Below are 13,785 nucleotides of genomic sequence, written 5' to 3'. Positions count from 1 at the left end.
GCGACGGTGTGTAACCCTGCTCTTTTGGCATTGAAGCACGTGTCGCCGGTATATACGTCAGGGCCATGAAAAAAATCGGTTTCCTGTCATTCGGGCACTGGACGCCCTCGTCGCAATCGCAGGTGCGCTCGGCGTCGGACGCGCTGTTGCAATCCATTGATCTCGCCGTCGCGGCCGAGCAACTCGGCGCTGACGGCGCGTATTTCCGCGTCCACCATTTTGCCCGACAGCTCGCCTCGCCATTTCCGCTGCTGGCGGCGGTCGGCGCCAAGACCAGCCACATCGAGATCGGCACGGCGGTCATCGACATGCGCTACGAGAATCCGCTCTACATGGCGGAGGACGCGGGTGCCGCCGACATCGTCGCCGGCGGGCGCCTGCAGCTCGGCATCAGCCGGGGCTCGCCCGAACAGGTGATCGATGGCTGGCGCTATTTCGGCTACGCGCCGCAGGAAGGCAAAAGCGACGCCGACATGGCGCGGCATCACGCCGAGGTCTTCCTCGACACGCTGCGCGGCGAGGGCTTCGCCCAGCCCAATCCGCGGCCGATGTTTCCCAACCCGCCCGGCTTGCTGCGCCTGGAGCCGCATTCTGAAGGCCTGCGCGAGCGCATCTGGTGGGGTGCCGCCACCAACGCCACTTCGGAGTGGGCGGCGAAGCTGGGCATGAATTTGCAGAGCTCGACCCTCAAATTCGACGAAAGCGGCAAGCCCTTCCATATCCAGCAGGCCGAGCAGATCCGGATCTATCGCGAGGCCTGGAAGGCGGCCGGCCATGAACGCGACCCGCGCGTCTCGGTCAGCCGCAGCATTTTCGCGCTGGTCGACGACCGGGACCGCGCCTATTTCGGGCGCGGCAATGAGGGCCGCGACCAGATCGGCTTCATCGAGGAGAACACGCGGGCGATCTTCGGGCGCAGCTATGCCGCCGAGCCGGACGTGCTGATCAAGGAGTTGGCCGAGGACGAGGCGATCGCCGAGGCCGACACGCTGCTGCTCACCGTGCCCAACCAACTCGGCGTCGACTACAACGCCCATGCCATCGAGGCGATCCTGACCCATGTCGCGCCGGCGCTGGGTTGGCGCTGACAGCCGAGCCGTGTAACCATCGCTGCTGCGGACAGTTCAGGAGATTCACTGCATGGCAAAGAAGGCCTTGATTGCCTGGGGTGGGTGGGAAGGCCATACGCCCCAGCGCAGCGCCACTGTGGTGCGCGACATGCTGGAGCGCAATGGATACACGGTCACGCTCGGCGAGGGCACGGGGATGTTTGCCGATCCGGAGCTGAACTCATTCGATCTCATCGTGCCCGTCATCACCATGTCGAAGATCGAAAAGTCCGAGCTGCAGAATCTGACGCGCGCGGTTCGACAGGGAACGGGACTCGGCGGTTTCCACGGCACGATGGGCGACAGTTTCCGCAACGAGCCGGACTATCAGTTCATGACCGGCGGCCAATGGGTCGCGCATCCCGGCGACATCATCGACTATCGCGTGGTCATCACCAAACCGGACGATCCGATCACGAGAGGCATTAGCGACTTCGCCTACCGGTCGGAGCAGTACTACATGCATGTCGACCCGAGCAACGAGGTGCTGGCGACGACCACCTTCACCGACGAGCATTTCCCGGGCATCGGCGGCGTCGACATGCCGGTTGTCTGGAAGCGAAGATATGGCGCAGGCAAGGTCTTCTACAGTTCGCTCGGACACACGGCGGATGAGTTCGCGATGCCGGAAATGGCTGTCATCGTCGAGCGTGGTTTGCTCTGGGCCGCGCGGGGGTAGCTGCCCACTGAAACCGCGACAGCCTACCAATCGGCGACGCGATCGCCGCCTGTGAATTGCGCGCTCTTGCCGGTGTATTCGAACAGTTCGATCTTCACGCCGTCGGGGTCGCGCAGCCAAGCCTGATAGGTGTCGTCGCAGGCGAGTTTTTTCGCGGTGACCTCCACGCCCCTGGACGCGATATGCGCGATCGCGGCGTCGATATCCTCCACCTCCAGGCAGAAATGGTTGATCTGGTTCGTCTCGCTGAACCGCGCACCCTCTTTGTGAAAAACCTCGATATGGCTGCGGCCGCCGCAATTAAGGTAGAAACCGAAAATCTTTCCTTCGCGCAGGAAATTGAACTGGATATCAATGCCCAGGACATCCTCGTAGAAGCGCCGTGTCTCGTCCAGATCATTGGCGAAGATGCAGACATGGGCGAGTTGTTTGACCTTGATCATGGCTGGCTCCTCATAATTTCGCAGGTTCACATAGCCCGGCGCGAAATTGGCCCGCGTGGGCTCATCGTCATTCAATCCCGCCGGTGACCACATAGGCGCCCGCGCTGCGTCCATCCCGCAGCCGCATCACCGCCGTGACGATCGAGCCGTAGGGGCCGCGCCAGACGCTGTGGATCCGTTGATGCTCCGCGGCCGGGACAAACGCCCGGCCGGTCAGACGCGCGCCGGCTCGGCGCATCGCGACGGCATCTCCGTTGACGTGCACCTTGATGCTGGCGTGCTCCGTCTCGGTTGCGTCGACGGGGAGGTCGAGCGTGATGACGATCTCGTCCTGATCGCCGCTGTCGCGCGTCTCGGCCGCAAGCTTGATCGCGAGCGCAGGTGCCTTGCCATTGCCGGCTTGACTGGCCCGGCGCGAAAACACATCGTCTGCCAGTTCCGGCGTGCGCGGCGGCTGGGTGCGGCGCTGCGTGGAGCGTTCGAAGTCGCCGGCCATGCGCAACAGCCTTTCATCGTCATAGGCCTTGCCGGCGAAGGTCAGGCCGACCGGCATGCCGATGTCGGCCATGGTGCCCATCGGCACGGTAACGGTCGGGATGCCGAAATGCCGCCACACCAGATTGCCGTTGGCGACCCAGGTGCCGTTGCGCCAGGCAAGCGCGGCGGAGGCCTCAGTGATGTCGGCATCGGCGGGCCCGACATCGGCGACGGCAGGCAGCACGACGGCATCAAGCCTGTTCGCGTCCAGCCAGTCCTCGAAATCGAGCCGCCGCGTCGCTTCCAGCCCTTTCAGCCCGTCCTCCATCGTCGGAATGGCCCGGAACGGCGTGACGCCTGATTTCGCGCGCTCGACATACTGTGCCAAGTCGAAACCGCCTTCATAACGGTCGGGCAGCGTGCCCGGTGGCTGCGGAAAGATTTTCGGGCCGTCGACCGAAACGAGATCGGGAATGTTCAGATCATCGTTCGCGCGCAAAAAATCATCCCAGGCTGAGATGCAGAGGTCCCAGATCTCGCGATCGGCGAAGTCCGGCGGCACCAGAGCGCGGTCGACCATGGTGCGCGCGCCGGGGCGATCGCGCTCGTAGTTGGAGACGACAGGAAAATCGACCTCCATCACCTCGGCTCCAAGCCGTGTCAGGTCCGCCGCCGCTTGCTCCCAGAGATCAAGCACGGAGGCGCGGGTTTCGATCGGCCGGTCGGCGCCGCTGTCGCGGCCGATATACATTCTGGGTACGCCAAGCCGCATGCCTTTCAGCGACCCCGCTAGCGCCAGATCGGTATAGCGCGGCGGTCGGATTTCGGAACTCTTCGGCAGCGCGATCCAGGGCTGCGCGCGCCAGAAATCGCCCCGCGTCTCGGGATCGTCGGCGACGATCACATCCAGCAATTCGAGCATGTCGGGCACGCTGCGCGTGTGCGGCACGACGACATCCATGGTCGGCACCAGGGGCCAGTTGCCGCGCACCGAAATGACACCGCGCGACGGCGTGTAGGCGACCAGCGCGTTGTTGGTGGCCGGCGCGCGGCCGGACGACCAGGTTTCCTCGCCAAGCCCGAAGGCGCAGAAGCTCGCCGCCGTCGCGGTGCCAGAGCCGTTCGAGGAGCCGGACGCGAAGGCAGCGGTCAGGTAATCGGCATTGTAGGGGCTTTCGGCGCGGCCATAGACTCCGCGCTGCATGCCGCCATTGGCCATGGGCGGCATGTTGGTGAGGCCGATCAGCACCGCGCCGCCGGCGCGCAGCCGGGCGACGGTGAAGGCGTCCTCGTTGGCGATGAGATGCTCGAAGGCCGGCGAGCCGGCGGCAACAGTCAAGCCGGACACCTTGTAGCTGTCCTTGGCGGTGTAGGGGATGCCATCGAGCGGGCCGAGCGTCTTGCCCTGGCTGCGGCGCCGGTCCGAAGCCGCGGCGTCCTCGAACATATCAGGATTGAGAACCGGGACCGCATTGAGGCTGATGCCGTGCCGGTCGAAATGCGCGATGCGCCTGAGATAAGCACCGACAAGTTCGACGCTGCTCACCGTGCCGTCGTCGAGCGCGCGCCGCAACTGTTCGATCGTCGCTTCGACGATGTGAAGGCTGGCATCGGTCATCTTCTGGCCCCTGGCGATCGTTTCCAGGCATGGATGAGCGAGGCCGCCGGCTTCGGCAAGGGCCAATCGCGATTGACGGTGGTCCTGGCGCGGGTCAGGCACGGTGCCGCGGTTGCATATCCCGACTGGCAAAAAGCGGCTGACCCATGCAACCTCTAATAGAGACGGCGCGTGAGGTGCCTTCTGGAGCGGCGAGGTCCGGATCCGGCAACGAGGAGTTGCGCCTCTGGTGTCGTCCGTGGGCAACTATTCGCCAAATAGTGAATCTCAGTCCCTCAAAACGACTTGCAAGCGTAAGCTGAAGCTCGCAGAAGTTGCGGCGGAAGCATGCATTGAAGAAAACTCATGCCGCCATCCCAGCATGAAAGGGGGATCATGCCTGACCAGAATGCCCTGATCCGCGCTGCTATTGGGCGGCTGCTTTCCGAAAAAACCGGAGTTGCCGCCCTTTCAATGAAGGAAAGCATCGAGGAATTGCTGGAGCGAACCGGCGAGATGGTGACCGAGGACAGCCTGCAGGACCTGCTGCTCGAGATGGCCGAGGTCCGTGGAATGACGGTTGTTCTCGACGTTTAGCGAGCCATGCCACCACAGCCAGGGCGTGGCGTGCCGGCTCGCCCCGATCGGCCATCCGGCCTATTTCACCCCAGCAAGTTGCGCGCCGTGCGCATGAAGATCTTCGACCCGATCGGGATCAAGTCGTCGGGGAAATCATAGTCGGGATTGTGCAGGGCAGGGTGGCGCTCGCCGGCGCCGAGGAAGAACATCGCCGACGTCGCGCTGTGGCCGAACAAGCCGAAATCCTCCGAGGCACGCATCGGCAGGGCCTCTTGCGTGTGTGCGACGCCCTCTTCGTCGAGGGCGCGTTGGAGATGCTCCACCGCGTCCGGCGCGTTGACGCTGGCGACGAAGATCTCGTGGTAGTCCCAGCTTGCGGACAGGCGATGCTGGCCGGCGATCTTCGTGACCAGCGCTTCCGCGGCGGCGCACAGATCCGCCATGCGCTCGTCGCGCCTGGTGCGCAGCGTCGCCCAGACCTCGGCGTGGGCGGGCGCGATGCCGAACACGGCCTCGCCCATCTCGGCGTGGGTCACGGTGACCATGCCGAAATCGTCGTCGGCGAACGTTCCGTGCCCGAGCGCGGGCAGGGCAGGCATCAACGCGCTGATCGCCGGCATCGGCGAAATTCCGGTCTCGGGCATGGAGGAATGCGCGGTCTTGCCCTCCAGCACGATGCGCATGCCGCGCGAGGCGCAGTTGACCACGCCGGGCTTGAGCCGCACCTCGCCGAACGGCACGCCGGGCAGATTGTGCAGCGAGAAGGCGAAATCGGGCGCGATCTCGCCGAAGCGGGGATCGGCCACCACCCCGGCGGCGCCATTGCCGGTCTCTTCCGCCGGCTGGAACATCAGCACGATGCGACCGCTTGCAGGCCGCTCGCGCCCGAGCTGGCGTCCGAGCGCCGCCAGGATCGCGGTGTGTCCGTCATGGCCGCACATATGCGACTTGCCCGGCACGCGCGAGGCATGCGGCACGCCGGACAGTTCCTCGATGGGCAGCGCGTCGAGTTCCGAACGAAACAGGACGGTTGGTCCGTTTTTGCCGCTGTCGTAGACGGCCGCGACACCATGTCCGCCCAATCCGGTCAGCACCTTGTCGGGATTGGTATCGGCGAGGAAGTCGACGACGGCTTTCGCCGTCTTTTCCTCCTCGTTCGAGATTTCCGGCTGCTGGTGCAACTTGCGCCGCCATTCGGTCAGCTCGACGATGTCCCGGTTGGTGAGAGTCATGATTTTGGCCTCCGCTGTATCGCTCACGACGCGCCCGATCGACCGGGCGCGTCGGAAGGATAGCTAGCGGCAAATGGCTGAAACCGCCACCGTCTGGCCTATTGATTTATCTCGGGCTCGACGAGCTTTGCCAGGTTCCGCAGCGACTCCTGCCAGCCGAGATAGCAGGCCTCGACCGGGATGACGTCGGGAATGCCGGCCTGGGTGATGTCGATCTCGGTGCCGACAGATACTTTTTTCAGGATGACGGTCACCTGGATCTCGCCCGGCAGATTGGGGTCGTCGAACCTGTCGGTGTAGCGCAGGCGCTCACCGGGAACGAGTTCGAGATACTCGCCGCCGAAGGCATGGCTGTCGCCGGTGGTGAAGTTGCGGAACGACATCTTGAACGTGCCGCCCACCTTGCCCTCGAAGTGATGAACCGTGCAGGTGAAGCCGTTCGGCGGCAGCCACTTCGCCAGCGCGTCGGCCTCGACGAAGGCGCGATAGACTTTTTCCGGGCTGGTGGTGAGAACACGGTGCAAACGTACGGTGCCGGGCATATCATATCCTTTCATAATGCCTGTTCGATGCCCCAAGGACGAGCGGGGCCCGGCCAGTCCGACACCGGCTCCCGGAATTTTTTCAGAGCCTCGGCCGCGGCCTGCGCGACTGGCTTACGCCAGTTCAGCCTGGGTTGGGACTCGATTTTGCGGCGGCTGGCCCAATCGTCGAAAATGACGAACCGGATAGCCATTATGAGGAGACTGTTTATAACGGTCGCTGAGATCGCTGTGACCAAGGGGAGACGATGCGCTACATACGTCCACTTTCAATCGAAGATGCCGTTGGCCACTTGGCCGGATCGGCCGGAACGGCGGCCATTCTCGCCGGAGGCAGCGACCTGCTGGTGAGGATGAAGGGCGGCTTCATCGAACCCGAACTGATCGTCGACATCAAGGCGATCGCGGCCTTGAGCGAAATCAGGGAGACGGCCGACGGCTTCAGCATCGGTGCGGCGGTTCCTTGCGCGGTGCTGGGAGAGAACGCGGCCCTGAAGAAGGCCTGGCCCGGCGTCGTCGAGGCGGCCAAGCTGATCGGCTCGAAGCAGGTGCAGGGACGCTGCACCATCGTTGGCAATCTGTGCAACGCCTCGCCGGCGGCCGACAGCGTGCCGGCGCTGGTGGCCGCCGGCGCCAGGGCGGTGATCGTCGGTCCCGCGGGCAGGCGCACCATCGCCGTGGAAGCCGTGCCGACCGGACCGGGCAAGACGTCGCTCGCCAAGGGCGAGATCATCGAGGCGATCCTGCTCGACAGCCAAGCGCCGCGTTCGGGCGACGCCTATCTCAGGTTCATCCCCCGCACCGAGATGGATATCGCGGTGGTCAGCGCCGGCGTGAACCTGACGCTCGACGAGCAAGGTGTCGTCAAGGCGGCCCGCGTGGCGCTGGGCGCCGCCGCGCCCACGGTGCTTCTGGTGCAGGAGGCCGCCGAGGCCCTCATCGGCAGGACGCTGGACGAAGCCGCGCTCGAGCGGCTCGCCAAGGTCTGCTCCGGGGCCTGCCGGCCCATCGACGACAAGCGGGGCACGATCGAGTTCAGACGGAAAGTCGCAGGCGTGCTGGCCAGGCGGGCCGCCACGTCAGCCTACAAGCGTGCAGGAGGCAAGTGATGGCCGGTGTAGCAGTTTCAACCACGATCAACGGCGACAGCGTCGAGTATCTCTGCCAGCCCGACGAGACGCTGCTCGACGTGCTGCGCGACCGGCTCGGGCTGACCGGCGCCAAGGAAGGCTGCGGCACCGGCGACTGCGGCGCCTGCAGCGTCATCCTCGACGACCGGCTGGTGTGCTCGTGCCTGGTGCTGGGCGCGGAGGCGCAAGGGCGCCGCGTGGAGACCGTCGAGGGCATGGCGCATGGCGACCAGTTGCATCCGCTCCAGCAGAAATTCCTGGAGCACGCCGCGCTGCAATGCGGCGTCTGCACGCCGGGCTTCCTGATCGCGGCGAAGGATCTTCTGGCCAAGAACCCCGACCCGACCGAGGAGGAGATCCGCTTCGGGCTGGCCGGGAATCTCTGCCGCTGCACCGGCTATGACAAGATCGTGCGCGCCGTCCAGGACGCCGCAAGCGTGATGAAGGGAGCCTGACGATGAATTTCGATCCGCGTTTTTCCAATCGCAATTTCGCTTCGGTCGGCACGCGTCCCATCCGTCCCGACGGCGTCGACAAGGTGACCGGCCGCGCCCGCTACGGCGCCGACTTCAACATGGCCGGCCAGCTGGTCGGGCGTGTGCTGCGCAGCCCGCACGCGCACGCCAAGATCAGGAAGATCGACACTTCGAAGGCGGAAAAGCTCGCCGGCGTGAAGGCGGTGATCACCGCGGCCGACCTGCCGGACCTCACCGACGGCGATGCCGCCATGTACGACATCCTCGACAATTGCATGGCGCGCGCCAAGGCACTCTATGACGGCCATGCGGTGGCCGCTGTCGCCGCGATCGACGCCCGCACCGCCAGGCAGGCGCTGAAGCTGATCGAGGTCGACTACGAGGTGCTGCCGCATGTCACCGATGTCGACGAGGCGATGCAGCACCACGCGCCGCTGATCAACGACGCCATCTTCACCGAGGGGCTGGAGGAAAAGCCGGTCAAGCCCTCCAACGTCACCAAGCGCAGCCAGTTCGGCCATGGCGACGTGCATCAGGGTTTTGGGCAGGCCGACTTCATCGTCGAGCGCTCCTTCAAGACCGAGCAGACGCACCAGGGCTATATCGAGCCGCATGCCTGCGTGGCCAATGTCAGCTCCGACGGCACGGCGGACCTGTGGGTGTGCACTCAGGGGCATTTCGTCTATCGCCAGCATTGCGCCCAGCTGTTGGGCATGGAAGCCTCGAAGCTGCGCGTCACCTCCTCCGAGATCGGCGGCGGCTTCGGCGGCAAGACCCATGTCTGGGCCGAGCCGGTGGCGCTCGCTCTGTCGCGCAAGGCCGGCCGGCCGGTGAAGCTGGTGATGACCCGCGACGAGGTGTTCCGCGCCTCGGGCCCGACCAGCGCCACCTCGATCGACGTCAAGATCGGCGCCCGCAAGGACGGCACGATCACCGCCGCGGAAGCGACGCTGCGCTACACCAGCGGCCCCTACGCCGGCACCTGGGCCGAGATCGGCGCCATGACGGCGTTTGCCTGCTACCGGCTGGAGAACGTCAAGACCGTCGGCTACGAAGTGCTGGTCAACCGGCCGAAGACCGCGGCTTACCGCGCGCCGTCGGCGCCGATGGCGGCCTTCGCGGTGGAAAGCGCCGTCGACGAGCTCGCCAAGGAAATCGGCATGGACCCGGTCGACTTCCGCATCAGGAACGCGGCGCAGGAAGGCACGCGATCGTCCTACGGCCCGGTCTATGGCCCCATCGGCATCGGCCCGACGCTGGAGGCGGTGAAGAACCATGCGCACATGAAGGCGCCGCTTGGTAAGAACCAGGGCAGGGGCATGGCCTGCGGCTTCTGGTTTAATTTCGGCGGCCAGACCTGTACCGACCTCAACATCGGCATGGACGGCTCGGTCTCGCTCGCCGTCGGCACGGTCGATGTCGGCGGTTCCCGCGCCTCGCTGTCGCTGGTGGCGGCGGAGGAGCTCGGCATCGATTATTCGCAGGTCAAGGCCGTCGTCGCCGACACGTCCAGCCTCGGCTACAACGACATGACCGACGGCAGCCGCGGCACCTTCTCCTCCTCCATGGCGACCATCTCGGCTGCCCGCAACGCCATCAAGGTGCTGCGCGAGCGCGCCGCGCAGATGTGGGACATTTCCGTCGACGACGTGGTCTGGGAACAGGGCCATGCGGTGGCCAAGGGCGAGAAGCACGGCAATCTCGGCAAGCTGTCGCTGAAGGAGATCGCGGCGCAATCCGGCAAGACCGGCGGGCCGATCGCCGGCCATAGCGAGCTCGTCGCCGACGGCGCCGGCGTCTCCTTCGCCACCCATATATGCGACATCGAGGTCGATCCCGAGACCGGCTCGACCAGGGTGATCCGCTACACGGTGGTGCAGGATGCCGGCAAGGCGGTGCACCCGACCTATGTCGAGGGCCAGTACCAGGGCGGTGCCGCGCAAGGCATCGGCTGGGCGCTCAACGAGGAGTATATTTACGGCAAGGACGGCCGGCTGCAGAACGCCGGCTTCCTCGACTACCGCATCCCGGTCTGCTCCGACCTGCCGATGATCGACACGCAGATCCTGGAAATTCCCAACCCCAACCACCCCTATGGCGTGCGCGGCGTCGGCGAAACCTCGATCGTGCCGCCGCTGGCGGCGATCGCCAACGCGGTGTCGAACGCCGCCGGCGTGCGCATGACGCACATCCCGATGTCGCCGCCCCGCATCCTGGCGGCGATCGAGGCGGAACGGGAAGGCTGATGGTGCAAGTGACGCTCTGGGGGGCGCTTGCCGCGACCGCCGGAGGCCAGAGCAAGGTCGAGGTCGAGGCCAAGGACATAAGGGAACTGTTCAGGAAACTGGCTGAACAGTATCCCGGGCTGGAGCCGCTGATCGACCGGGGGATCGCGGTGGCGATCGACGGGGTGATTTACAGGGATACGTGGGGGAAGAAGCTGCCGCCGGGGGCGGAGATTTTTCTGCTGCCGAGATTGGCTGGGGGGTGAGGGGATTACTGCGCGACGTACCGGATAAGCAGCTTTGCACCCGATTCATGCCGTTCATCCCTGTTCTCAACAATCTCGGAAGCCGCCATTCCTTTGGGATTGAGCTTCGAGCGGTCTATGGCGGGAGTGAGCACCCAGCCCATGCAAACGTGATGGGCTTAACGCGCCGCACCGATATCGAACTTTATGAGATGAAGACTTCGGCCCGATGGTGCTCCATGTACCGGCGCTGACCGTCACTTAGCCCTGCATTCCCCCAAGGCGTGGGGGCCTCTTCAAATCCCAACCGCTCGTGAACCAAATGCTCAAAACCAAGCCGACGCATGTCGGCGTGCTGTACACGCTGTGATACCAGTACACCGCCCTCGTTTGAAAAACTTATGAACCCACGGTCGAAAAGAAGGTCGGCGTCGGGCGTGAGAAGAAGGCCGTTATGTCCGTCAAGACGCTCCTGCGCGGAGCTGCAATTACGCCACGGCTTTATGTGACTCGCAATAAGCAGCGAGGGGTTTGTAATCCCTGTAAGGCGACAAGACCGCTCTATCCGTTCAACGTTTGATCTGAAGACGCCTTGCCCCCGACGCGCCATGACCACGCTTCTCCGCACCGTGTCGTCTAGCGTCAAGTCGACCGCGACACGTCGCTCTACAGCATCATCGAGGAGCTCACTCACCACCTCGAAATTCAGGCTGTTTGATCCGCCACGCGCAAGGACAATGTGGTCGAACACAGCGCTGGCAACGATCACATCGAATGCAGCTCGCGGGATCTGGGCGAGGTATGCCTTTTGATTGCCATTTCCTGTAATAGGGTGAATTGGCGAATATCGAGTGGGCAGGTGTTGGCCCAGAGAGCTAATGAGTGTTTTCGGCCGAACGGCTGGAGTGAGCGGGGTCCAATAGACCGGAAGCAGCCATCCGTCACGATTCCAATAAACGCCGGCGTTACCGAATTCCTCCGGCTTAGGTGCATTGAACGCGAACTCGGCAACCCTACCAACGTAGCGGATTTCCTGGTTGGCATAGGAAAGCACAAGGTCGCCAGGCGATGCGCGGCGCATATTATTGTAGAATTGGCTCCGCTTTCCGTCACTCTCTGTTTTCGGTGACCATAAGTAGCGGCCTTCGATCTCTTGTCGAGTTGTCTGCTTATGATTTACCCACCAATAGTTTGGCATTCTGGCTAGACATCAAGCATCGGCAGTGTCGCCGATCTAGCTTTTTCGTGGAGCGGGCGCTCCAGTGAAATCAAGTCCAACCCGGGTCATAGCGGCGCCAAGTCTATGGGTCAGATTCAATGCATATTCATATCGCAGTTGTCCGACTACCTTGGCATGTTGTTTTTCCGATACCAGTCGTGTTTTACCCATTTTCGTGATGAACACGTCGAACTCAAACTCACCGCTGAATTCGCCGAGCTTGTCAGCGTAGAGGATTTGCCAATCAGGCGAGGAACTTTCTCCTTCTGGCCTGTTGAAACAGAAGCCGGAAACCGAATTTTGGGAATGAATGAATATATAGCGATTTGATTGAATATCGCTTGGCGTAGATCTTCCTTCCTTTAACGGAACAAGCTTTACCGCCATGAAAGGAAGCCGTCCACCAAACATTGATCGACGTTCTTTGGATAATTGCGCCGGTACCATATCACAAGCGGGCGATAGACACACCCAATAGCCGTCTTTTGCTTTAAAAACATGCCCAGTGTTCAAATGCCAGCCCTCGGGCTCTTTGCTACATACAAAAGCATTGTGTTCGTGCTCGGCTTTTGATCGCGTAGTTGCGTCCGCAAGCTTGACCTTGAAATGATCAAAGCAAATGTCCTCGGCGTCTCCCTGCGCCTCCGCCTCGATCAACCTGTCCGCGAACTTCTGCACAGGTTGCAGAACAGCACCCATTAACCGTTCCGAATGGCGCGACACGGCCTCGGCAATAAGCCACCGCCGCTCTACGCCATTCGCCGTCAATAGGCGCTTGTACCAATGGGCGAGAGCGTGCTGATTGCTAAGTGCATTGGTCTGAGCAAGGACTCCTAACTCGTCCATTTCCGCGCGGATGCGAGCCAGCAACAGTCTGGATGGCTGTGGATTCCAAGCATACAGAGCGGTCTGAAGCTCGGAGATTAGATCCTCACGATCGGCTTTATCGGAGAAGGCTATGAAGAGGGATTCAGACTTTATCCAATGTACCCCTTCGCTGGCCCAGTGGAGACGCTCAAACAAAACCGGGCTGAAATCACGTTTGAGTTTTTGCTCGATCGACGCCAACAAAATGCACAAAACTAGACGTTCTTGAACGCCGTCCCATCCGGCAGCCTGACATTCGGCATGGAAATTAGAGAAAGGAGCGTGACCCTTTCTGACTACTCGGAAGTAAGAGTCAGGATGAGCACGTACATAAATATACTGGTCTACGTCAATGCTAGCGAGTATCCGGGCCTCGGAGCCCTCTTCCGTGTCCTCACGACGGGCGATCAATTCAGCTGCTGAAGCGGTATCTTCATCCGTCTGGCGTTCACCTATCGGTGTTAGTAGGCCAACTAGAATTTGGCGAAAGACCTTATCTAGGTTTTCGCTTGTATGCAAAACAACCATATTGAAATGGTTATTGCGAGCCAACGCCCTTATGATCTCGATCGCCCGCGTGCCATCTCCCTGCATGCTTTTGTCAAGTTGATAGTCCAACACAAGGAGGTCAGACTGATGGAGGTGCTTGGCGACCTTTAGATCATCCCCGGCGGAGACGTTATAACCATCATGGATGTCGATAAGGAGTGATTTGTCTCGCAAGTTTGCAAGGACACTTTTGATACGTCCTGGATCACGATACCATTCTTTTGATCTGGCCTGCTCTTGCCCCCTCGCACGGGCCATCTCGGTCTCCAACATCTCATCAATCGTTGGATAGTCGTCATCAACGATTAGGACTGACCTTATCGGATGGACAAATGCCTGATCGATGAAAGCGGTGTAGTGATTACTCGCCGTCAAATTCCGCCCCCCGGAAGCTTATGATGAAATTTGCGCCCTTG

The 13,785-nt window shown here is 62.5% G+C and carries 13 protein-coding genes; 7 read left to right on the top strand and 6 right to left on the bottom strand.

Annotation, left to right across the window (positions count from 1 at the left end):
• Window positions 1-65: 65 nt before the first annotated feature.
• Window positions 66-1,088 (top strand): LLM class flavin-dependent oxidoreductase, encoded by a 1,023-nt coding sequence (locus FJ986_RS12265; RefSeq protein WP_140630464.1) that lies wholly within the window; start codon window positions 66-68, stop codon window positions 1,086-1,088.
• A 52-nt stretch (window positions 1,089-1,140) separates the two neighbouring features.
• Window positions 1,141-1,788, top strand: a complete 648-nt coding sequence (locus tag FJ986_RS12260; protein ID WP_140499244.1) for a ThuA domain-containing protein — start codon at window positions 1,141-1,143, stop codon at window positions 1,786-1,788.
• Between the two features lie 23 nt (window positions 1,789-1,811).
• On the opposite strand, the gene FJ986_RS12255 is transcribed toward FJ986_RS12260, so the two are convergent.
• Both FJ986_RS12255 and FJ986_RS12250 read right to left on the bottom strand, forming a co-directional pair.
• Window positions 1,812-2,231, bottom strand: a complete 420-nt coding sequence (locus FJ986_RS12255; RefSeq protein ID WP_140630467.1) for a VOC family protein — start codon at window positions 2,229-2,231, stop codon at window positions 1,812-1,814.
• Between the two features lie 67 nt (window positions 2,232-2,298).
• A complete protein-coding gene (locus FJ986_RS12250; RefSeq protein ID WP_140674404.1) occupies window positions 2,299-4,326 on the bottom strand; it encodes an amidase in 2,028 nt (675 codons plus the stop codon).
• 375 nt (window positions 4,327-4,701) lie between these two features.
• On the opposite strand from FJ986_RS12250, the gene FJ986_RS12245 reads away from it, so the two are divergent.
• Window positions 4,702-4,902, top strand: a complete 201-nt coding sequence (locus FJ986_RS12245) for a hypothetical protein (RefSeq protein WP_140630472.1) — start codon at window positions 4,702-4,704, stop codon at window positions 4,900-4,902.
• Window positions 4,903-4,967: 65 nt separating this feature from the next.
• Here the strand turns inward: FJ986_RS12245 and FJ986_RS12240 are convergent, their stop codons facing one another.
• Window positions 4,968-6,116, bottom strand: a complete 1,149-nt coding sequence (locus FJ986_RS12240) for an amidohydrolase (RefSeq protein WP_140630474.1) — start codon at window positions 6,114-6,116, stop codon at window positions 4,968-4,970.
• A gap of 98 nt (window positions 6,117-6,214) precedes the next feature.
• Entirely contained in the window at window positions 6,215-6,658 is a 444-nt protein-coding gene (locus FJ986_RS12235; RefSeq protein WP_140674402.1) for an SRPBCC family protein, read from the bottom strand.
• Between the two features lie 248 nt (window positions 6,659-6,906).
• Here FJ986_RS12235 and FJ986_RS12230 point away from each other — a divergent pair, with 248 nt between their 5' ends.
• The 4 genes from FJ986_RS12230 to FJ986_RS12215 are packed head-to-tail and all read left to right on the top strand — an operon-like array spanning window position 6,907 to window position 10,755.
• Window positions 6,907-7,767 (top strand): xanthine dehydrogenase family protein subunit M, encoded by an 861-nt coding sequence (locus tag FJ986_RS12230; protein WP_140499232.1) that lies wholly within the window; start codon window positions 6,907-6,909, stop codon window positions 7,765-7,767.
• Window positions 7,767-8,243, top strand: coding sequence for a (2Fe-2S)-binding protein (locus tag FJ986_RS12225; RefSeq protein ID WP_140622812.1), 477 nt, complete (start codon window positions 7,767-7,769; stop codon window positions 8,241-8,243). The genes FJ986_RS12230 and FJ986_RS12225 overlap by 1 nt, the downstream gene beginning before the upstream one ends.
• A gap of 2 nt (window positions 8,244-8,245) precedes the next feature.
• The gene (locus tag FJ986_RS12220) at window positions 8,246-10,510 is read left to right on the top strand and encodes a xanthine dehydrogenase family protein molybdopterin-binding subunit (RefSeq protein ID WP_140674400.1); all 2,265 of its coding nucleotides are present in this window, start codon (window positions 8,246-8,248) and stop codon (window positions 10,508-10,510) included.
• Window positions 10,510-10,755 (top strand): MoaD/ThiS family protein, encoded by a 246-nt coding sequence (locus FJ986_RS12215; protein ID WP_140552045.1) that lies wholly within the window; start codon window positions 10,510-10,512, stop codon window positions 10,753-10,755. Before FJ986_RS12220 ends, FJ986_RS12215 begins: the two co-directional genes overlap by 1 nt.
• A 184-nt stretch (window positions 10,756-10,939) precedes the next feature.
• Here FJ986_RS12215 and FJ986_RS12210 read toward each other — a convergent pair whose 3' ends face one another.
• Entirely contained in the window at window positions 10,940-11,788 is an 849-nt protein-coding gene (locus FJ986_RS12210) for an HNH endonuclease (RefSeq protein ID WP_181181874.1), read from the bottom strand.
• Between the two features lie 180 nt (window positions 11,789-11,968).
• Window positions 11,969-13,744 carry a response regulator receiver domain gene (locus FJ986_RS12205; RefSeq protein ID WP_140657479.1) on the bottom strand — a complete coding sequence of 592 codons (1,776 nt, stop codon included), beginning with the start codon at window positions 13,742-13,744 and terminating at the stop codon, window positions 11,969-11,971.
• Window positions 13,745-13,785 lie beyond the last annotated feature (41 nt).

Origin of the sequence: Mesorhizobium sp. B1-1-1, assembly GCF_006442955.1 — a bacterium.
GTDB lineage: Bacteria > Pseudomonadota > Alphaproteobacteria > Rhizobiales > Rhizobiaceae > Mesorhizobium.
This window is presented reverse-complemented; position numbering and strand designations above follow the sequence as displayed.